Origin of the sequence: Pseudomonas sp. FBF18 (genome assembly GCF_024261405.1) — a bacterium.
Taxonomy (GTDB): domain Bacteria; phylum Pseudomonadota; class Gammaproteobacteria; order Pseudomonadales; family Pseudomonadaceae; genus Aquipseudomonas; species Aquipseudomonas palmensis.
Map to the genome: position 1 here is coordinate 155,890 of NZ_QKRS01000010.1, position 21,638 is coordinate 177,527.

General features: G+C 66.5%; 14 protein-coding genes. 11 read left to right on the forward strand and 3 right to left on the reverse strand.

Annotated elements, in window-relative coordinates; genetic code table 11:
* Positions 1 to 82: 82 nt before the first annotated feature.
* Complete coding sequence (locus DN387_RS17145) at positions 83 to 301, reverse strand: hypothetical protein (protein WP_043859680.1); 219 nt, start codon at positions 299 to 301, stop codon at positions 83 to 85.
* A gap of 147 nt (positions 302 to 448) precedes the next feature.
* Here DN387_RS17145 and DN387_RS17150 point away from each other — a divergent pair, with 147 nt between their 5' ends.
* The gene (locus tag DN387_RS17150) at positions 449 to 1,003 is read left to right on the forward strand and encodes an NADPH-dependent FMN reductase (RefSeq protein ID WP_043859679.1); all 555 of its coding nucleotides are present in this window, start codon (positions 449 to 451) and stop codon (positions 1,001 to 1,003) included.
* 100 nt (positions 1,004 to 1,103) lie between these two features.
* Here DN387_RS17150 and phnX read toward each other — a convergent pair whose 3' ends face one another.
* On the reverse strand, positions 1,104 to 1,931 hold the full coding sequence (gene phnX, locus DN387_RS17155; protein WP_054915714.1) for a phosphonoacetaldehyde hydrolase: 828 nt from the start codon (positions 1,929 to 1,931) through the stop codon (positions 1,104 to 1,106).
* Between the two features lie 49 nt (positions 1,932 to 1,980).
* On the reverse strand, positions 1,981 to 3,087 hold the full coding sequence (locus DN387_RS17160; protein WP_054915715.1) for a 2-aminoethylphosphonate--pyruvate transaminase: 1,107 nt from the start codon (positions 3,085 to 3,087) through the stop codon (positions 1,981 to 1,983).
* 112 nt (positions 3,088 to 3,199) lie between these two features.
* Here DN387_RS17160 and DN387_RS17165 point away from each other — a divergent pair, with 112 nt between their 5' ends.
* From DN387_RS17165 to DN387_RS17210, 10 genes are all read left to right on the forward strand, one after another.
* Entirely contained in the window at positions 3,200 to 4,060 is an 861-nt protein-coding gene (locus DN387_RS17165; RefSeq protein ID WP_054915716.1) for a LysR substrate-binding domain-containing protein, read from the forward strand.
* A 73-nt stretch (positions 4,061 to 4,133) separates the two neighbouring features.
* Positions 4,134 to 5,147 carry an AraC family transcriptional regulator gene (locus tag DN387_RS17170; RefSeq protein WP_043859675.1) on the forward strand — a complete coding sequence of 338 codons (1,014 nt, stop codon included), beginning with the start codon at positions 4,134 to 4,136 and terminating at the stop codon, positions 5,145 to 5,147.
* Between the two features lie 82 nt (positions 5,148 to 5,229).
* Positions 5,230 to 9,798, forward strand: coding sequence for an NEL-type E3 ubiquitin ligase domain-containing protein (locus DN387_RS17175; RefSeq protein WP_054915717.1), 4,569 nt, complete (start codon positions 5,230 to 5,232; stop codon positions 9,796 to 9,798).
* 136 nt (positions 9,799 to 9,934) lie between these two features.
* Positions 9,935 to 11,587 (forward strand): AMP-binding protein, encoded by a 1,653-nt coding sequence (locus DN387_RS17180; protein WP_054915718.1) that lies wholly within the window; start codon positions 9,935 to 9,937, stop codon positions 11,585 to 11,587.
* A gap of 9 nt (positions 11,588 to 11,596) precedes the next feature.
* The gene (locus DN387_RS17185; protein WP_054915719.1) at positions 11,597 to 12,364 is read left to right on the forward strand and encodes an SDR family NAD(P)-dependent oxidoreductase; all 768 of its coding nucleotides are present in this window, start codon (positions 11,597 to 11,599) and stop codon (positions 12,362 to 12,364) included.
* 14 nt (positions 12,365 to 12,378) lie between these two features.
* The gene (locus DN387_RS17190) at positions 12,379 to 13,572 is read left to right on the forward strand and encodes an acetyl-CoA C-acyltransferase (RefSeq protein ID WP_054915720.1); all 1,194 of its coding nucleotides are present in this window, start codon (positions 12,379 to 12,381) and stop codon (positions 13,570 to 13,572) included.
* A gap of 8 nt (positions 13,573 to 13,580) precedes the next feature.
* Complete coding sequence (locus DN387_RS17195; RefSeq protein WP_054915721.1) at positions 13,581 to 14,708, forward strand: acyl-CoA dehydrogenase; 1,128 nt, start codon at positions 13,581 to 13,583, stop codon at positions 14,706 to 14,708.
* Between the two features lie 14 nt (positions 14,709 to 14,722).
* On the forward strand, positions 14,723 to 15,496 hold the full coding sequence (locus tag DN387_RS17200) for an enoyl-CoA hydratase (protein ID WP_043860114.1): 774 nt from the start codon (positions 14,723 to 14,725) through the stop codon (positions 15,494 to 15,496).
* A 72-nt stretch (positions 15,497 to 15,568) separates the two neighbouring features.
* Positions 15,569 to 20,146, forward strand: coding sequence for a hypothetical protein (locus DN387_RS17205; protein WP_054915722.1), 4,578 nt, complete (start codon positions 15,569 to 15,571; stop codon positions 20,144 to 20,146).
* A gap of 130 nt (positions 20,147 to 20,276) precedes the next feature.
* On the forward strand, positions 20,277 to 21,638 hold a 1,362-nt coding region (locus DN387_RS17210; RefSeq protein ID WP_254506146.1), incomplete at its 3' end, for an aldehyde dehydrogenase family protein.

Sequence of the window (21,638 nt, forward strand, 5' to 3'; positions counted from 1 at the left end):
AAAAAGGGCGACCCGCAAGGGTCGCCCTTTTTGTTTGCCTGAAGCAAAGGGCGCGGCCGGATTGCTCGGGCCGCGCGGTGCATTAGGGGATACGGGTGATCTCCACGCCGCTCTGTACCAGCTCGAAGCGATCCTCGCCCAGGTGGTTGACCCGATCGCCGATGGCCAGGCGATAGCTGGTGATCGGCAAGGAGTCGGCACTTCCATCGGCCTGCAGGGTGGCTTCCTGAAATTCATGAACGGGGTAGATGCGTCCTTCAGCATCCCGAGCATGAAATTGTCCGACCAGTACTGCTGTCATTTGGCGTGTGCCCTCTGAAATGTTCTCTATGGGCCATAGACCACTGTTTTGCCTGGGAAGTTTAGTCCCCCTGGAAAAAAACCTGTGGGCCGCGCCGTAGCGTCTATAACTACCACTTCTCTATGTCGATCAGGTTGGAGCGTGGTCATGAGCCAGGTCTATTCGGTTGCGGTGTTGGTAGGCAGCTTGCGCAAGGAGTCGATCAACCGCAAGGTCGCCAGGGCGCTTGCAGAGCTGGCACCGGCCAGCCTCAAGCTCGGTATCGTCGAAATTGGCGAGCTGGCGTTGTACAACGAGGATATCGATACCGACCCACCGGCAGCCTACAAGGCCTTTCGCGACAAGGTGCGTGCCAGCGACGCGGTGCTGTTCGTGACCCCCGAGTACAACCGCTCGGTGCCTGGCGTGCTCAAGAATGCCATCGACGTCGGCTCGCGCCCGTATGGGCAGAGCGTGTTCAGCAAGAAGCCGGGGGCGGTGATCAGTGTGTCGCCGGGGGCGGTGGGGGGCTTTGGTGCCAACCACCACCTGCGCCAGTCCCTGGTGTTTCTCGATGTGCCCTGCATGCAGCAGCCAGAGGCCTATGTGGGTGGGGCGGCGACGCTGTTCGACGAGCATGGCAAGCTTTCTGAGAAGACCCGGCCGTTTCTGCAGAGCTTCATCGACAGTTATGCGGCGTGGGTGGCGCGGCACCTGGCATAGGGCCCAGGCGCGCCCTTGGCTGGCGAGGGCGGCTCCTGGCCTGCAGGAGCCGCCTTGCCGGCTGTAGGAGCCGGCCTTGCCGGCGAAAGCCCAACGCGGTCTACACCCCCTGCGGCATCTCACCCTGCGCCAAACGCCGATTGATATCCTCCACCACCTGCGGCAGGTCATTGATGGTGTCGATCAGGTAGTGCGGGCGTGACCCTTCGAACAGCGCATGAATGCGCGCACGCTCGCTGGCCAGTTGCTCGGCATCCAGTGCCAGGTAACCTTCATGGGTCAGCCCCAGCGCGTTGCCCGAGCACACCAGCGCCACGGTCCACATGCCGGCACGACGCCCTTCCAGAATGCCCGGTACGGTGTCGTCCACCTTCACGCACGCCGCCACATCGTCGATACCCAGCGCAATCACGTTGGCCAGCGCCTGGGCCGGCCACGGGCGACCGTTGGGGGTCTGGTCGGTGGCCACCACATGGTCGGCCACATAGCCATTGCGCCCAGCCAGTTCCACTACCTTGTCCATCACCACCTTCGGATAGCCGGAGCACGAACCGATCTTCAGGCCCTGCCGGCGCAGGGCGCTGATGGTCTGCAGTGCGCCGGGGATCAGCGCCGAATGGGTGGCGATCTTTTCGATCTGCAGCGGCATGAAGCGGTTGTAGAGCGCCGTCACGTCATCATCGCTCGGCACGCGGCCGAACACCGCGCGATAGCGCTCGGCAATCTGCGGCTGGTCGCACAGCGTGCGGATATGGTCCCACTTGCCCATGCCCATGGGGCCGCGGGCCTCCTCGATGGACACCTGTACATCGAATTCGGCAAAGGCCTCGACGAAGATCTGCGTGGGGGCGAACGAGCCAAAGTCGACCACGGTTCCGGCCCAGTCGAGAATGGCCGCTTGCAGCTTTGTGGGGTTGCTGTAGTTCATCATTGCGTTCCTTGTTCGGTATACCGCAGAAAAGGGGAATAAAACGGAATCAGATGTGCAGCACTTCCATTTCCCGCAGCGCATCGGCCACGGCCCGGACCGCGGCGCGCATCTCGTGGGGGCCGACGCAGCCGATGCAGCCCACGCGGAATGTCTCGACCTGGGTCAGCTTGCCGGGATAGAGGATGAACCCCTTGGCCTTGACCCGTTCGTAGAAGTCCGCGAACTGGTAGCGCGGGTCACGCGGGGCGTGGAAGGTGACGATGATCGGAGCCTGGATGGTGGCGGGCAGAAAGCTGCGCAAGCCGATGGCCGCCATGCCGTCGAGCAGGGTCTTGCAGTTGCTTGCATAGCGCTGGTGGCGCGCCGCCAGGCCGCCTTGCTCGTGGTACTGCAGCAGCGCCTCGTGCAGCGCCGCCACCACGTGGGTGGGCGGGGTGAAGCGCCACTGGCCGGTGCGGGCCATGTAGGCATGCTGGTCATGCAGGTCCAAGGCCAGCGACGGCGAGTTGCCCTCGGCGCCAGCCAGTGCGGCCTTGTCGGTGAACACGAAGCCCATGCCCGGTACGCCTTCGAGGCACTTGCCAGACGCCGCGATCAGGGCATCGAAAGGCACCTGGGCCGCGTCGATCGGCAGGGCGCCGAACGAGCTCATGGCGTCGATGATCAGGCGCTTGCCGTGATCGGCGACGACCTGGGCGATCTGCGCCAGCGGGTTGAGGATGCCGGTACTGGTTTCGCAGTGAATCAGCGCCACGTGGGTAATGCTGGCATCGGCGCGGATCAGGCGTTGGACATCGGCGGCGGTGGTGGGCTGGTCTTCGGCGGTCTCGAAGGTGGTGAATGCGCGGCCCAGCACCTGGCAGATCCTGGCCAGGCGTTGGCCATAGGCGCCGTTGACCAGTACCAGCACCTTGCCGTCACGGGGCACCAGCGTGCCGATGGCCGCCTCCACGGCGAAGGTGCCGCTGCCTTGCAGGGGCACGCAGTGGTGGCTGGCGTGGCCATTGACGATGCTCAGCAACTGCTGGCACAGGTTGGCGGTCAAGGTGTTGAATTCGCGGTCCCATGAGCCCCAGTCGAGCATCATCGCCTGCCGCGTGCGTGCCGAGGTGGTCAGGGGGCCCGGCGTCAGCAGGACGGGGGTGTGGGTCATGGCGATGCTCCTCGCAAGCGGTGGGCTGAAACTACGGTGCCTACGTTGCAATTGCGCGCTTCATCAATCAAATTGTTTGTCGTTATGCCAACCATAAGTCAGGCCGATAGATATGAACCTGTTCCAGCTTCGCGCTTTCGATGCGGTGGCCCGCGAGGGCAGCTTTACTCGCGCGGCCGCGCGCCTGTTCATCAGCCAGCCAGCGGTTACCGGGCACATCAAGGCACTCGAGGAGCATTACCAGATCACCCTGCTGCGGCGCACTGCGCGGCGTGTGGAGCTGACCGAGGAGGGCACCCGCCTGGCCGCCATCACCCGCGCGATGTTCGGCCTGGCCGAGGAGGCGCAGGTAATGCTCGAAGCCAACCGCCAGTTGCTTACCGGGCGCCTGGAAGTTGCCGCCGACGGGCCACACCAGGTCATGCCGATGCTGGCCCAGCTGCGCGTGCGCTACCCCGGCATCACGGTCAACCTGCGCCTGGGCAATGCCCAGGAAACCCTGGCGGCGCTGCTGTCCGAGCATGCCGACGTGGCCGTGCTGACCGAGGTCGAACCGCGCAAGGGCCTGCACCTGCAGGCCCTGGGGTCGTCGCGTATCTGTGCCTTGCTGCCGGCCGGCCATCGCTGGGCCAGCCGCCCCGAGTTGCCCCTTGCCGAACTGGACCAGCAGATCATGGTGCTGCGCGAACCCGGCTCGATCACCCGGCGCACCTTCGACCAGGCCTGTGCCCGGGCCGGGGTGCAGCCACGGGTGCTGCTGGAGCTCGACAGCCGCGAAGCGGTGACCGAGGCGGTGGCCGCGCAGCTGGGGCTGGGTATCGTCTCGTCGATGGAGACCAGCCACGATCCGCGGGTGGTGGCCCGGCCCATAGAGGGGCCAGGGCTGGTCAACCAGCACATGCTCGGTTGCCTGGAGCGGCGCCGCGAGTTGCGCCTGATCCAGGCCTTTCTCGGGCTGGCGTCATCGGCATGACACGGCGTTGGCGTTTTGCCGTCGGCCCCCTAAGATGGCCGGCACACACCACCTGCAACACGAGTGAGGGTCGATGAAGGAGAAAGACACCATCTCCATGCAACTGGTGCGCGAGGCCCTGTTGCAAAGCAGCGCACCCGGCGCGGCGGCTGCGGCGTTGCTGCAGCGGGTGGGGATCGACCCGCAGCAACTGGAGCAGCCCCAGGCCCGCGTGCCGGCCAGTGCCTATGCCCGGCTGTGGCGGCTGCTGGCGCGGCGCTGCAACGACGAGTTCTTCTGCATGGACCCGCGTGGGCTGCGCAGCGGCAGCCTGGCGTTCATCTGCCGCTCGTCCATGGCCCAGCCGACCCTGGGCGCGGGCCTGGAGTGCGCGCTGGGGTTTCTGTCGCTGATGCTCGAGCACCTGCACCCGGTGCTGGTGCGCCAGCAGAGCCTGGCTGAAATCGTGATCGGCGAACCCGCCGAGGCGCCGCGCCGACCCTTCACCTATTTCACCTTCTGGATGATCGTGCATGGTGTGGCCTGCTGGCTGGCGGGTCGGCGCATTCCGATTCTGGCCATCGAATTGCGCTGCGCCGAGCCGGACTACTGCGATGACTACCGCGTGATGTTTTCACAGAACCTGCAGTTCGAGCGCCCACGCACGCGGCTGATTTTCGCTGCCGATTGCCTGGACCTGCCGCTCAGGCGCACACCCGAAGAGCTGCAGCGTTTTCTGGCCGAGGCGCCGGCCAACATTCTGGTGAAGTACCGCGACCCCACCAGCCTGGCGCGGCGTATCCGCGACGACCTGCGCCAGTTGCCCGCCAGCCAGTGGCCGGATGCCGAGGCACTGGCCCAGCAGCTGTGCCTGTCGGCCTCCACCCTGCGTCGACGCCTGGCCGAGCAGGGCCAGACCTACCAGGCCCTCAAGGACAGCGTGCGCCGCGAGCTGGCCATCGGCTGGCTGGCCGATGCGCAGGTCAGCTACGTGGAGATCGCCGAACGCCTGGGGTTTGCCGACACCAGTTCGTTCTACAAGGCCTTTCGCAAGTGGTCGGGGTGCAACCCCGGGCATTACCGCAGCCTCGTGCTGGGTTCGGGCTGAGGCCGCGAGGCAAGCCTTCCCGCTCCCTTGCCGGTGGGGCTGTTCCTAGTCTGGGTGCCCACCCCTTGATGGAGCAGGCGCCATGAGCCCGACCTCGAGCACCCGCAAAACCACCGGCACCACAGACGATCCCACCATTCTCGATCAATTCATCGCCGAACGCCTGCCGGGTTGGCTGCGCACGGCATCCAGGGAACAGGCGCGCGCAGTGAGCGCTGCATTGATCCGGCATCAGGCGTCGCTTGAAGCGTTGACCGAGTTGTTCCAGCTCCTGCAGTCGCCCGACGTGTTCGCTGCGCCCCTGCTGGACAAGGCCTTGCGCGACACCCTGGGGCTGCAACTGGACACGCGTGCGGCGCACTGGAAGGAAGTGCGCCTGCGTCAGTACCGCCCGGGGCTTTCGGCCACGCCCATGCCTTATCTGGAGGCGATCGAGATCCAGAGCCCGCTGTTGCAGCGTGCCCTGCAGAACTTCAGCGAGACTGCCGGCGGCTACTGGGGATTCTTTCGCGGCACGGCGATCGTGTCTGCGGGTCAGGCACTGGGCGTCGCGCCCGAGCGGTTTGCCGGCCTGTGCCGCACGCTGGACCTGGGCCAGAAGTATCAGGCTCATCTGGACAGTGTGCTCGACCCGCCGGATGACGCACTCAAGCGCCAGCGCCATGCGCTGCTGGCCCGCGAACAGCGCGATCAGCTGGATGTGGCCGCCCAGGTCGGCTACCTGAAAAAGGACATCGACGAGGTGGCCTACCGCATGCTGCGCCAGGTGGTCGACGGGGCGAGCCAGGTGACTTACGCCGAGCACCCGGTAAGGGTGCGCAGCATCGAGGTGCTGGGGCAGCAGGTACAGGGCGCGGTCGCCTTTCTGGCCCGTGGCGAACCCCTGGAGGGGGCGATACGCTGGACCGAGGCCGGCCTGGTGCGCCAGGTGGTGGTGTTTCTGCCTGGCGATCCGCAGCGCCCGCTGCGTCAGTATCCGACCTGGTATGCCTGTGCAACCGATCTGGGCCTGGCCTTGAAATCGGCTGATTACCTGAGCTACTTCCAGAGCCTGATCAGCCTGCAGGAGCGTGCAGCTTTCGGCGCGGCCTGGCAGGCGCAGCGAGACGCGGCGCGCCCGGACCTGGAGCTGCTCGATTACCCGCTGGCCGGAGAGTTGTTCGCCAGCCTTGCGCAATGGCGTATCGCCCGGCTCAAGGCCGACGCAGCGGTGCTTGCCGTGCCTACGGCCAGGGTCGACGATGCGCTGGCCGAAGCACGTCGCGAGGCCTACCTGGCCGCAGGTGAAACCCTGCTCGGCATAGCGGCCTCGTTCGTCCCCGGGGTTGGCCAGATCATGCTGCTCAGTAGCGTCGGGCAGTTGCTGGACGAGGTCTATGAGGGCGCCGTCGACTGGAGCAAGGGCCAGCGCAAGGAGGCCCTGGCGCATCTGACCGGCGTGGCCGAAAACGTGCTGGCCAGCGTTGCAACAGGGGCGGGAGTGGCGGGCCTGGTGGCGGTGGCCAAACGTTCGGCCTTCGTCGACGGCCTCATGCCGATAGTGCGCAGCACGGGCCAATACAGGCTGTGGAACGAAGACCTGGCAAGCTACCGTCATGCCCACCCTTTGCCTGAAACCCTGGTGCCGCGCAGCGATGGCTTGTATGAGGATGCAGGCGCGCTGTGGCTCAGGCATGAAGGGCAGACCTATCAGGTTCAGCAGCGCGATGGGCGCTGGGTTTTGGTGCACCCGCAGCGTGCCGAAGCCTACTCGCCCGGCCTGGAAACCAATGGCGAAGGCGCCTGGCGCCTGCCTGGCGAGCATGCGCTGCAGTGGGCGGGCAATGCCCTGCTGGTGCGGCGCCTGGGCCCGCTGGCCGAAGGGCTGAGCGATGCGCAGATCGACCAGGTCATGGTGATTGCCGGTATGGACGAGGCGCGTTTGCGCGGCCTGCACGTGGAGAACCGGGGCATGCCGGTTCGCCTGCGCGATACCCTGGTCCGCTTCGGTATCGATACGCGCATCTCGACATTCTTCGAGCGTCTGCACCGGCAAACCGATGCCCAGGGCCTGGACCCTGTGCTCCATGCCTTCTGCAGGGAGCATCTGCAGGGTGTCGAAGACGCGGGGCAGGACTCGGAGCTCGATCACATCTGGGAGCAGATGCCGCGCTTGCGCTTCGAACTGTTCGAGCACCTTGAGGCGGCCACGCTGACCGCTGCCGATAGCCGTGTGAGCCTGTTGCAACGTGACTTCCCCGGGCTGGCGCGACGCTATGCCCAGGCGCTGGCAGAGCAGGCCGATGCCACGCAGCGCCAGATGATGGATCAGACTCGCCGCATTCCCCTGGCGGTCGCCGAGCAGGCACGCCACACCTTGCGTGAGGCGCGATTGAGCAGGGCGCTGGAGGGGTTGTGCCTGCAGAACGTGCACAGTGACGACAGCGTGGGCCTGGCCTTCGGCTTGCTGCGACGCATGCCGGCCTGGCCCGACGGGCTGAACCTGGAGCTGCGCGAAGGTTCGTCCAGCGGGCGGGTGATCGAGCGCCAGTTGTCACTCAGCGATACCCGCCAGACCCGCGTGCTGGTGCGTCGCGACGGGCAGTTTTCGGTGTACGACACTGAAGGCTACGAGATCGACGACGAGATCCCGGCTCCCCAGGGAATGTTCGAGGCGATTGCCTGCTGCCTGACGCGCGAGCAGCGTCGCGCCCTGGGCTGGACGCGTCATGACAGCGCGGCACAAATGCGCCAGGCCCTGGCTGCGCGGGCCCTGGCCAATCCCTCCGAGGCCGCGCAACTGATCGGGCAGGCGCGCTCGGCCGGGCGCTTCAGCCCGCCCCAACGCTTGCCCGACGGTCGCATCGGGTATCCGCTCAGTGGCCGGGGCAGTGCGACACGACGGTCCCTGGTCAGTGTGGTGCGTGTGCTGTTCCCGGGCTATGACCAACTCCAAATCGATGTGCTTCTGACCGAACTGCAGGGGGGCTCGGTTGAACCGATGACGGCACTGATGCGCCTGCTGGACCAGTACCAGCGCCTCGATGCGAGCCTGCAGCTGTGGTGTCGGGAGGTCTTTGGCCAGTCCCGCGAGTGGCGACGCCTGGTGGCCGATGAGCTGCGCCGGTGCTGGCGACGACAGACCGATCGCGTGACCAATGGGGGTGGCACGCTGATCGGCTATCGCCTGAACCTGGTGGCGATGCCGGTGGGGCATCTGCCGCCGCTGGGGGCCGGTATCGATTTTTCCCACGTGATAGACCTGAGCCTGGTGGGCATGGGCCTGACCGAGCTGTCGAACAGCTTCCTGCAACGCTTTGTCGGCGTGCGCTGGCTCAACCTGGCCAACAACCGCTTCGGGCGCATACCGCCTGCCTTGAACGGCATGAACTGGTTGCGTGAGGTGAACCTGAACCTCAACCAGATCAACCTGCGCAACACCGGGGTCAATACCCTTGCGTCCCTGCATCGGCTTGAAGTGCTGAACCTGGACAACAATCCCATCGAGATCCTGCCGAACATGGCCGGCATGTACAACTTGCGCCACGTGTGGTTGCGCAGTACGCGCCTGCAGCTGTTCCCGACCGGGTTGCTCGAATGTCCGTTTCTGGATGTGGTCGACTTGCGCGACAACCTCATCACCCAGTTGCCGGAGACGTTCTTCGTGCCCGAGTCGCTGAACATCTACCTGCTCCAGCGTAACCCCCTGCCGCAGGCCACCTGGGACCGCATCAACGATCTGCAGCAGTTGCTGCCCGTGGTGGAGGCTGCGGCCGGTGTCATGGTACGTGCTGAAACGACTGCGCAAGCCCGCGCACTGTGGCTGGAGCTGGCGAACGAGGCGCAACTGGATGTGCGCAGCCGTTACTGGGACAGCCTGATTGCAGAGCCTGGCGCCGCAGACTTCTTCCAGTTGCTGACCGAACTGACCGGGTCGGCGGATTTCCAGCATACCCGGGCCGAACTGGACCAGCGCGTGTGGCGCATGCTCGAGGCGATGGCGCAGCACACGGCGCTGCGCGAGGAACTGTTCGAGCTGGCGGCCAGCCCGACCACGTGCGTGGACAGCGTGTCGTCCACCTACAGTGCGCTCGAAGTGCGGTATTTGCTGTTTCAGACCGTGCGCGCAGATAGCCCGAACGAGCAGCAGGGCGAAGCGTTGCTCGCCTTTGCGCGGCGTCTGTTTCGTCTTGAACAGGTCGAACAGTTCGCGCGTGCCGACATCCAGGCCAGGACGCAGGAGGCGCGTGGGGTGGACGAGGTCGAGGTGAGCCTGGCCTATCGCACCCGTCTGGCCGCTGCACTGGACCTGCCCGGGCAACCGCGCAACATGCAGTTCGCCGAAGTGGCCGCCGTGGCCCCGGCACAGATACACGAGGCCCAGCGGGTGGTGCTGGCTGCCGAGCAGACCGACCAGCTGGCAACGTTCATCAGCGGCCGGGATTTCTGGCTGGCCTACCTGCGCCAGGCTCACGAAGGCGAGTTCGAGCAGGTCGAACAACCGTTCTGGGATCGACTCGAGGTGCTGGCCGCGCAACAGGGCACGCTGCAGGAAGGGGTGTACCTGACGCGAATGAACGCATTGCGCAGCGAACGCGAGGCGGTAGTGCAGGCGCTGGCATTGCGCCTGACCCAGGCGGCGCTGGAGGCTGCCGCGCCGCCTGCGGGCTAGCGCCGGGGGCTGTGCAGGCAGTGGCCAAACCAGTCATCCAGATTGACAGCTTTGGCCATTGTCGCTGCGCGCTGGTGGCGCGACTATCGTCAGATCATTCGTTCTATTCCAACAATAAGAAACGAGGAGTCTGGCAATGCGTGATTACCACGACGCGCAGCGTGCTTTCGATTACCTGCACACTGCCGATGCCGTGCTGGCGGGCAACCTGGGTGCGCTCAACGCCTGCGTCGAGTGTTGCGACCGGCACGCCGCCGAGGGCGGCGTGGCCTTGTACTGGGAGCGCCACGACGGGGCCTGCGCGCAGTACACCTTTGCCGACCTGCAGCAGCGCGCCGCACGCCTGGCCAATGTGCTCAAGGCGCAGGGCGTGGGGCCGGGCGACCGGGTGGCGGGGCTGCTGCCGCGCACCGTCGAGCTGCTGGTCACGGTGCTCGCCACCTGGCGCCTGGGGGCGGTCTACCAGCCCCTGTTCACTGCCTTCGGGCCCAAGGCCATCGAGCACCGCCTGCACAGTTCCGGCGCCCGCGTGGTGGTCACCGACCGCACCAACCGCCCGAAGCTCGACGAGGTCGAGGGCTGTGCGCGGATCATTACCGTCGATGCCCAGGCCGGCAGCGGCGACCTGGATTTTCACACTGCCCTCGACGCTGCCAGCGCCGACTGCGCGCCTGTGCTGTTGTCCGGGGAGGCCCCCTTCCTGCTGATGTTCACCTCCGGCACCACCGGCCCGGCCAAGCCGCTGGAGGTGCCGTTGCGGGCCATCGTGGCGTTTCAGGGCTACATGCGCGACGCCATCGACCTGCGCCCCGAAGACAACTTCTGGAACCTGGCCGACCCCGGCTGGGCCTACGGCCTGTACTACGCCGTCACCGGGCCGCTGGCGCTGGGCCAGGCCACCACCTTCTTCGACGGCCCGTTCAGTGTCGAAAGTACCTGCCGGGTGATCGACAAGTACGCCATCACCAACCTGGCCGGGTCGCCCACGGCCTATCGCATGCTGATCGCTGCCGGCCAGGCCTTCGCCGAGCCGATCAAGGGCCGCCTGCGGGTGGTCAGCAGCGCCGGCGAACCGCTCAACCCGGAGGTGATCCGCTGGTTCGCCGAACACCTGCAGGTGCCCATCCACGATCACTATGGCCAGACCGAACTGGGCATGGTGCTGTGCAACCACCACGGCCTGCGTCACCCGGTGCACCTGGGCTCGGCCGGCTTTGCCATCCCGGGTCATCGCATCGTTGTGCTTGATGAACAGCAGCACGAACTGCCGCCCGGCCAGCCCGGCATCCTCGCGGTGGACCGCGAGCAGTCACCGCTGTGCTGGTTCGGTGGCTACCACGGGGTCCAGACCAAGGCCTTCGTCGGCAAGTACTACCTCAGCGGCGACACGGTGGAGCTGAACCAAGACGGCAGCATCAGCTTTGTCGGGCGCAGCGACGACGTGATCACCACCTCCGGGTATCGGGTCGGGCCGTTCGATGTGGAAAGCGCGCTGATCGAGCACCCGGCGGTGATCGAGGCCGCCGTGGTCGGCAAGCCGGACCCGGAGCGCACCGAACTGATCAAGGCGTTCGTGGTGCTGGCCAGCGGCGTGGAGGGCACGCCGGAGCTGGCCGAAAACCTGCGCCAGCATGTGCGCCAGCGCCTTTATGCACATGCCTACCCGCGCGAAATCGAATTTGTCGGCGAGCTGCCCAAGACCCCGAGCGGCAAGCTGCAGCGTTTCATCCTGCGCAATCAGGAAATAGCCAAACAACACACCGCGCCGGCGCCCGTCGCCAGCGCCTGAGGACCCCTTATGCAAATTGCCAACAAGAACTTCATCGTCAGCGGCGCCGCCTCCGGGCTGGGCGCCGCCTCCGCCGAGATGCTGATCGGCGCCGGTGCCCAGGTGATGCTGGTGGACCTTAACGCCGAGGCCGTTGCAGCCAAGGCGCAAGCCCTGGGTGACAAGGCCCGTTTCGCCGTGGCCGACATCAGTCAGGAGGCCCCGGCCAAGGCCGCCGTGGACGCGGCCGTCAGCGCCTTTGGCAGCCTCCACGGGCTGGTCAACTGTGCCGGCATCGTCGGCGCCGAGAAGGTCCTGGGCAGGCAGGGGCCGCACGGCCTGGACAGCTTCAGCCGGGTGATCAACGTCAACCTGATCGGCAGCTTCAATCTGCTGCGCCTGGTGGCAGCGGCCATGGCCGAGGGCGGTGCCGACGCCGACGGCGAGCGCGGGGTGATCATCAATACCGCCTCCATCGCCGCCTATGACGGGCAGATCGGCCAGGCGGCCTACGCTGCCTCCAAGGGCGCGATTGCCAGCCTGACCCTGCCGGCCGCCCGCGAACTGGCGCGCTTCGGTATCCGCGTGATGACCATCGCGCCGGGCATCTTCGAAACCCCGATGATGGCCGGCATGACCCAGGAAGTACGCGACTCGCTGGCGGCCGGCGTGCCGTTCCCGCCGCGTCTGGGGCGCCCGCAGGAGTACGCGGCGCTGGCGCGTCACATCATTGAAAACAGCATGCTCAACGGCGAGGTGATCCGCCTCGACGGTGCCTTGCGCATGGCTGCCAAGTAATTCAGGAGAACCGCATGAGCATGTCCCATGATCCCATCGTAATCGTCAGCGCCGTGCGCACGCCCATGGGCGGCCTGCAGGGCGATCTCAAAAGCCTGACTGCACCGCAACTGGGCGCTGCCGCCATTCGCGCAGCCGTCGAGCGTGCGGGCGTGGCTGCCGACAGCGTCGACCAGGTGCTGTTCGGCTGCGTGCTGCCAGCCGGTCTCGGCCAGGCCCCGGCACGCCAGGCGGCCCTGGGGGCCGGCCTGGACAAGGGCACCACCTGCACCACCCTGAACAAGATGTGCGGCTCGGGCATGCAAGCCGCGATCATGGCCCATGACCTGCTGCTGGCCGGTACCGCCGAGGTGGTGGTGGCCGGCGGCATGGAGAGCATGTCCAACGCCCCGTACCTGCTGGACAAGGCGCGCAGCGGCTACCGCATGGGCCACGGCAAGGTCATCGACCACATGTTTTTCGACGGTCTGGAAGATGCCTACGACAAGGGTCGCCTGATGGGCACCTTTGCCGAGGACTGCGCCCAGGCCCAGGGCTTCAGCCGCCAGGCTCAGGACGACTTTGCGATTGCCTCGCTGACCCGTGCGCAACAGGCGATCGAGAACGGCAGCTTTGCCGCCGAGATCGTGCCGGTGGAGGTGACCGAGGGCAGGCAGACCCGCCTGGTCAGCCACGACGAACAGCCGCCCAAGGCCCGCCTGGACAAGATCGCGCAGCTCAGGCCGGCGTTTCGCGAAGGCGGTACGGTCACGGCAGCCAACTCCAGCTCGATTTCCGACGGTGCGGCGGCGCTGGTGCTGATGCGCAGGTCCCAGGCCGAGCAGCGCGGCCTCAAGCCACTGGCGGTGATCCACGGGCATGCGGCGTTCGCCGACGAGCCTGCACTGTTCCCCACCGCGCCGATCGGCGCCATCGATGCGCTGCTCAAGCGCACCGGCTGGAGCCTGACCGAGGTCGACCTGTTCGAAATCAACGAGGCGTTCGCGGTGGTCACCCTGGCGGCGATGAAGCAGCTGGACCTGCCCCACGACAAGGTCAACATCCACGGCGGCGCCTGCGCCCTGGGCCACCCCATCGGCGCATCGGGCGCGCGTATTCTGGTGACCCTGCTTGCCGCGCTGCGCCAGAAGGGCCTGCGCCGCGGCATCGCGGCCATCTGCATCGGCGGTGGCGAAGCCACGGCCATGGCTGTCGAGTGTCTGGACTGAGGTGCACCATGCTAGTCAACGATGAACAACAGCAGATCAGCGACGCCGTTCGCCAGTTTGCCCAGGAGCGCCTGCGGCCCTTTGCCGAGCAGTGGGACCGCGAGCACCGCTTCCCGGGGGAGGCTATCGAGCAGATGGCCGAGCTGGGCCTGTTCGGCATGCTGGTGCCGGAGCAGTGGGGCGGCAGCGACACCGGCTATGTCGCCTACGCCATGGCCCTGGAGGAAATCGCCGCCGGCGATGGTGCCTGCTCGACCATCATGAGCGTGCACAACTCGGTGGGCTGCGTGCCGATCCTCAAGTTCGGCAGCGAGCAGCAGAAGCAGCAGTTTCTGACGCCGCTGGCCACGGGCGCGATGCTCGGTGCCTTTGCCCTGACCGAGCCCCAGGCGGGCTCCGATGCCAGCAGCCTGAAAACCCGTGCGCGCCTCGAGGGCGATCACTATGTGCTCAACGGCTGCAAGCAGTTCATCACCTCGGGGCAGAATGCCGGCGTGGTGATCGTGTTCGCGGTGACTGACCCGGCAGCCGGCAAGCGCGGCATCAGTGCCTTTATCGTGCCCACCGACTCGCCTGGCTACCAGGTGGCGCGGGTGGAGGACAAGCTCGGCCAGCATGCCTCCGATACCTGCCAGATCGTCTTCGAGAACGTGCGTGTGCCGCTGGCCAATCGTCTGGGCGAGGAGGGCGAGGGGTACCGGATCGCCCTGGCCAACCTGGAAGGCGGGCGCATCGGTATTGCCGCGCAATCGGTGGGCATGGCGCGGGCCGCGTTCGAGGTGGCACGTGACTATGCGCGCGAACGCGAGAGCTTCGGCAAGCCCCTGATCGAACACCAGGCGGTGGCGTTTCGCCTGGCCGACATGGCCACGCGCATCGCCGTGGCCCGGCAGATGGTGCATCATGCCGCCGCCTTGCGTGATGCCGGGCGCCCGGCGCTGGTGGAAGCCTCGATGGCCAAGCTGTTTGCTTCGGAAATGGCCGAAAAGGTCTGTTCCGATGCCTTGCAGACCCTGGGCGGTTATGGCTATCTGAGCGACTTCCCGCTGGAGCGGATCTACCGTGACGTGCGGGTTTGCCAGATCTACGAAGGCACCAGCGACATTCAGCGCATGGTCATTGCGCGCAATCTTTGAAGGGAGCAGCTTGCATGAGTTTCGAAACCATTCTGTTGGACATCCGTGGCAAGGTCGGCCTGATCACCCTCAACCGGCCCCAGGCGCTCAACGCCCTCAACGCGCAGATCGTGCGCGAGCTGAACCAGGCGCTGGACCAGCTCGAAGCCGACCCGAACATCGGCTGCGTGGTGCTGACCGGTTCGGAGAAAGCCTTCGCCGCCGGTGCCGATATCAAGGAAATGGCCGAGCTGAGCTACCCGCAGATCTACATCGACGACCTGTTCAGCGACAGCGACCGCATCGCCAACCGCCGCAAGCCGATCATCGCCGCGGTGTCCGGCTTCGCCCTGGGCGGTGGCTGCGAGCTGGCACTGATGTGCGACTTCATCCTGGCCGCCGACAATGCCAAGTTCGGTCAGCCTGAAATCAACCTGGGCGTGTTGCCGGGCATGGGCGGCACCCAGCGCCTGACCCGCGCGGTGGGCAAGGCCAAGGCCATGGAGCTGTGCCTGAGCGGGCGCATGATGGGGGCCGAGGAGGCCGAGCGTGCCGGCGTGGTGGCGCGTATCGTGCCCAAGGAGCAGCTGCTCGAGGAGGCCCTCAAGGTGGCGGCACAGATCGCCAGCAAGTCGGTGCCGGTGGCGATGATGGTCAAGGAGAGCATTAACCGTGCTTTCGAGGTGAGCCTGTCCGAAGGCGTGCGCTTCGAGCGCCGGGTGTTCCATGCCGCGTTTGCCACCGAAGACCAGAAGGAAGGCATGGCGGCGTTCATCGCCAAGCGCGAGGCTCAGTTCAAGGACCGCTGAGCAACATCTACCACCTGCCCGGCAGGGCGTGACGCTGTACTGCGGCTTCTTTACTCACAAGGAAGTCGCATCATGGATGCAGCAGATACGCTTTTCGGGCAGTTGGCCATACACGCTTCGCTGTGCGGCCCCATCGGCCGCCAGATGGTCACCCGGCCCTCGTTGCACGCCGTGGCTGCGCAGGTGTGCGCGCAGCAATGGCAGGTGCGCGGGATCAAGGGCCCGGCGCCATCGGCCTTGACCCTGGTCAGGGGGCGGCCGGGGCAGGGCGCGCGGCTCGATTCGCTGGCCGATGCCCTGATACGGCGCTATTGCGAACGCACCTGCCTCAACCTGGCCAGCGGGCTGGACTACCTCACCCTGCAGCGCGGCGCCGAGTATCCGCAGGCCGCCGATGTCGACCTGCACGCGGTCGAAACCCTGCTCAATGAATGCGGGCCGTTGCTGCTCGATGAATACAAGCGTGTGCTCAGCCGTTACTGGGGCCAGGCCGAGCCGGGCCAGACCGCGCGCTGGGACTGGCTGGCCGATTACCTCAAAAGCCGTTTTTCCAGCGCCTGCGAGCTGGCCCGAGGGGCTGGCGTGCTGGACGGGCTGGAGCTGGCCACGGCGACGATGGTCGGCATCTATCCACGGGCGACGCAGCGCGCGCAGTTCGGCAACGGCGCGGATGTACGCGTGTCGCTGCTGTGCCTGGATACCGAACCCGGTGGCGGGCTGGACCCTGAGCTGGCCAGCGCGGTGCTGATCGAGCGCCAGGTGCTCGGCCAGTTGCGCACTGTCGTGGTGCTCTACACCCTGGCGGGTGGGCTGTATCGCTTCGATTCGCGCCAGGCACTGCTGGAGGCATTGGCCAGGGGCTGGGGCGCGCAGGCTTCGGGCACCTTCAAGCTCAACCTGTACCAGACCGAACTGTCGATTTTCCAGGCCCAGGCGCGGTTGTTGTTCGAACAGCAATTGCGCCTGATCGATGCCATCGCCGCCGCACCTCTCGATTCGCAGGTCGACCCGGTGCAGACGCTGGTCGCGCGCCTGGACGAAGCCACCTCGCTGGTGCAGGTGTGCGATGTGAGCGAGCGCCAGACCCTGGCCAGCCTGCGCGGGCTGTTGCCGACGTGGTTGCGCGACGCTGACGAGGCGCCGCGCCTGCAGTACACCGAGATGCTGGTGCGCCTGGCGCGGGCGCAGCAGCGCAGTGGCGGGCAGTCGTTCCTGCATGACCTGCCCGGCATGCCGGAGTACGCCTGGGCCCAGTGGCAGGCGGCGGTGCATGCCGGGCACCCGGGCTTTACCCGTGCCGAGCTGGAGGATGTCGAGCTGGTCAACCGCCAGGTGATTGCCGGCGCCGGCGGCAGTGGGGGGGATTTTGCCCCGGCGGGCAGCATTCGCGAGGTGACGCTGAACCTGGCCCAACTGGCGGTGGGCAACCTGGGGCTGCTCAGGGCAGGCAGCGTCACCTTGCGCAGCCGCAGCGGCGCAGTGCTGCCGACATGGCTGGATCTTGCATTCATCAAGGCCCAGGTCACCCGCCTGGACGTGGGCCAGACCTACCCGGACCTGTTGCAGCACAGCCTGCTGGATGACCCTGTGCAGTCGGCCAGTCGCCAGCAGCTGTTCGTCGATCAGTTGCGCGAACAACTGCCGATGCTGGTGCTGGAGTATTGCCTGCGTCAACGCGAAGGGGTCAGTGCACTGAGTGCCCGGCGTGTCACGGCACTGTGCCGTGGCGAGGAAACCGACGCGGTGCTGCGTCCGTTGGGCCTGTTGCGCGAGGCCGGTGCACACCCCGATGTCGCGCTCAATGCGTACCTGGTCGAGGGCCGCGACCCGCGCCAGGGGCCGTGCCTGCTGTATCGCCCACTGCACCGCGAGCCGCTGCAGGAGTTCAGCTCGCGCCAGGCCCTGTTCGAGCGGTTGTGCGAGCCCGGCGCGCTGCACGACGATCTGCTGGCGCGGCTGCCTGCCAAGGCACAGCCGGTGTACGCGCGTGGCGGGCTGGAGCAGCCGCATACGGTGCGCTTTCTGCCCGGCTCGGACTTCGCTCCCCTTCAGGTGCCGGCCCCGGCGTCGTTCAGCGACGCGCTGATCGATGGCGACCCGCTGGTGCATCTGTACCGTAGCTGCGCCCAGGAACTGGTGGCCCGTGCCCGGGCCGGCTCGCAGTCATCCAGCGAACAGCGCTGGGCGGCCTATGCCGAACTGGGCTGGCTGATGTTCAACACGCTGTTGCCACTGTGCAATGGCCCGGTTGCGGTGGTCGGCTGGCTGGTGCAACTGACGGCAGGCCTGCGCGATACCTTGCAGCAACACCAGAGCGAGGGTGACGGGCAGCTGGCGGGATGGTTGTTCAACCTGGCGCTGACGTCGCTGGCGAGCAGGACCGACACCACCCGGCTCAAGCTCTCAACCCCTGCGCAGAGGGGCGAGTCGCCGCTGGCCCAGGTGCTGGAGCCCGAGTTCGGCCATGCCCTTGCTTCGCCCTCGGGCCAGGCGCTGGACAGCCTGGATTTCAGCTGGGCAGCGGCGGCGGACCGACTGAACGGCGAACAGCGCGCGCGCCTGGTGCCCCTGCAGCGCGTGCAGGGCCGCGAGGGGCTGGGAGCACCGATCAGCCACGGGCCCTGGCAGGGGTTGTACCTGCATGAGGACCGTCTGTGGGTGGGTGTCAGCGGGCAGGTCTACCCCGTGGTGGAGGAGGATGCCGGCCTGCGAATCCGCGACGCGCAACAGCGTCCCGGGCCCTGGCTGCGGCACGCCGCCGATGGCAGCTGGCAGTTCGACCTGGGCTTGCGCTTGCGTGGCGGCATGCCGCTGAATCGGCGCATCCAGCAGTTGCGCCTGGCCAACCAGGCTCGCGTGGAGGTTCTGCAGAAGGAACTGGACGACTACCAGCCGGTGCGCCAGGCCAGCGCCTTGCAGCTCAAGCGCGATCTGGACGAGGTGGTGAAACAGGAGCCGCAGCCCTCGGCCGAGCGATTGCAGCGCTATGTGGATGATCTGCGACGGCACGGGCAGGGGCTGGCCAAGGCGCGCGAAAGCCATGCGCAACTGAACCAGCTTAAAACCCTGGCAAACTTTCGCGCCCAGCAGGGAAACTACCTGTTCGAGGAGTCCAGCATTACCGTGCAGTTGCTGTACGCCTTGCGAAGCCTGTTCATGCATAACAAGGACGGCATAAACAACCTTCGCGGCGGCCAGGGTCAGGACCGTCTGCGCGAACTGGTGCTGGAAGGCACTTCGCCCACCTATCGGCAACTGGTGGTGCTGCTCGAAGGGGCCAAGACCCTGACCGAGCAGATCATCGACTGCTATCAGGCCCTCGATCGCCTGACCGGGCAGCTGCGCCAGATCCTGCCCGGCGGCCCGGCCCAGGCAAGCAGGATCGAGGCGATGCGCGGTGAAGAGCTGGCAGTCCAGGCCTGGCGTTCGTCCCAGATCAACATGCTGGGGGTGTTGGTGCTGCAGGCAGACCGCGGGCACGCCGGAGGCGAGGGTATCTACGAGACGGTGTTGTCTGCCCGATTGGGCTTGCAACTGGAGCTCGAGATGGGCGGGGCGTTCACCGATCAGGAACGGGTGCAGATGCTCGACAGCAGTGTGCGCCACTATGCCAGTGCACTGCAGGGCACCCAGCTGTACAAGGCCTCCAGCGCGGTTTTGCAGGGGGCGGCACAGGTGGAGGAGTACCAGCAGGTGCTGCAGGCCCTGCATGATGCTGCCCAGAAGCGACTGGCCGGGCTGATTCGCGACCTGCCACGCCAACCTTCGGCGCCACCGGCCTCAGGCAGCCGCTCGCGCACGTTGATACGCACCCGCAACCGCGGCGTGGTGGTGGGCCAGCAGCGTCGGCTGGCCGGGGCCGACAGCGACGTGGTGGTGGTGATCGACCCGGTGGAACAGCGCGAGCTGGCCCGCTACGAGGAAACCGCCGAGGCCGGTATCTGGCAGCCGGTGGAGCGCCCCCGCCCAGCACCTGCGCGCGCCACCCAGGCGCAGTTACCGGGCTTGCTGGAGCGCTCCACGCGGTTGCTGAACGACTCGGCGCAGCAGCTCAGGCGCGCCGTCGCCCAGGCCAGGACCGCCATGCTTCCGGTGGAGATGGAAGAAATCCTGACGCAGCAGGCGCGCCCGCTTGACGAGCTGGCCCGGCAGATCGAACAGACATTGACTGCCGGCAACGACACCGACCGGTCTGCTGCCGGCCAGGATGCGGCGCTGCAAGCCAAGGCCCTGCTCGAGCAGGCCAAGCATCTGCGTGATGAAGGGCGCCGTCTGCGTGTGCAGATGACCCTGGCACAGTTGCCGACGGTCAGTCGGGTGGCCTACCTCAAGGCCCAGGGCGAGGTCAGCCTGCACAGGCTCCAGCCGCGCAAGCCCACGCGAAAACGCAAGGGCCATGCCCAGGATTTCCTTCAGGAGTACGAAATCCACGACAAGGCGGGGCAGTTGCTGTGGGTGGCGCACTTTCATTATGCGACCCTGGACGCAGAGCCTGGGCTGTACACCGCGGCGCATCTGAAAACCGCCGCACAGCGGTTCGAGGGGGGGCAGTACCAGTTGCCGGCAGACGCCGACAATGAGCGCGTGATCCAGATCTACCGCAGCCAGATCGACAGCCGCTCGGCCCGGGCGCTGTTCCTGGACCTGTAGCGGCGCCCGCGCCTACTACCAAATGACGAGTTGTCCTCTGCCAAAGGGCGATTCGTCAGCCGCCCCGGGCTGCCTAAGATCCGTACACCGCCTGTCGTCATGACAGGCCCGGATCAACAGAGGCCCGAACATGATCTATGCAGCTCCCGGCACCGAAGGCGCCCTTGTCAACTTCAAACCGCGTTACGGCAACTACATCGGCGGCGAGTTCGTTGCCCCGCTGAACGGCCAGTACTTCACCAATAGCTCGCCGGTGAACGCCCAGGTCATCGCCGAATTTCCACGTTCCAGCGCCGAAGACGTCGAGCGCGCCCTGGACGCCGCCCACGCCGCTGCCGATGCCTGGGGCCGTACCAGCGTGCAGGACCGCTCGCGCATCCTGCTCAAGATTGCCGACCGCATCGAGCAGAACCTCGAAGTGCTGGCCATTGCCGAAACCTGGGACAACGGCAAGGCCATTCGCGAAACCCTGAATGCCGACGTGCCGCTGGCCGCCGACCATTTCCGTTACTTCGCCGGTTGCATCCGTGCCCAGGAAGGCAGCGCCGCCGAGATCAACGAAAACACCGCCGCCTACCATTTCCATGAACCGCTGGGCGTGGTCGGGCAGATCATTCCATGGAACTTCCCGCTGCTGATGGCCGCCTGGAAGCTCGCCCCGGCCCTGGCCGCCGGCAACTGCGTGGTGCTCAAGCCGGCTGAACAGACCCCACTGTCGATCACCGTGTTCGCCGAGCTGGTGGGCGACCTGCTGCCGCCGGGCGTGCTCAACATCGTGCAGGGCTTCGGGCGCGAGGCCGGTGAAGCGCTGGCCACCAGCAAGCGCATCGCCAAGATCGCCTTCACCGGTTCCACCCCGGTGGGCTCGCACATCATGAAGTGCGCTGCCGAGAACATCATCCCCAGCACCGTGGAACTGGGCGGCAAGTCGCCGAACATCTTCTTCGAAGACATCATGCAGGCCGAGCCGAGTTTCATCGAGAAGGCCGCCGAAGGTCTGGTGCTGGCGTTCTTCAACCAGGGCGAAGTGTGCACCTGCCCATCGCGTGCGGTGATACAGGAATCGATCTACGAGCCGTTCATGGCCGTGGTGATGAAGAAGATCGCCCAGATCAAGCGTGGCAATCCGTTGGACACCGAAACCATGGTTGGCGCCCAGGCGTCCGAGCAGCAGTACGACAAGATCCTCTCGTACCTGGACATCGCCCGCGAAGAGGGCGCGCAGGTACTGACCGGTGGCGCCAGCGAGCGCCTGGCCGGCGACCTGTCGACCGGCTACTACATCCAGCCGACCCTGCTCAAGGGCCACAACAAGATGCGCGTGTTCCAGGAAGAGATCTTCGGCCCGGTGGTGGGCGTGACCACCTTCAAGGACGAGGCCGAGGCCCTGGCAATCGCCAACGACACCGAGTTCGGCCTGGGCGCCGGGCTGTGGACCCGCGACATCAACCGTGCCTACCGCATGGGCCGTGGCATCAAGGCCGGGCGCGTG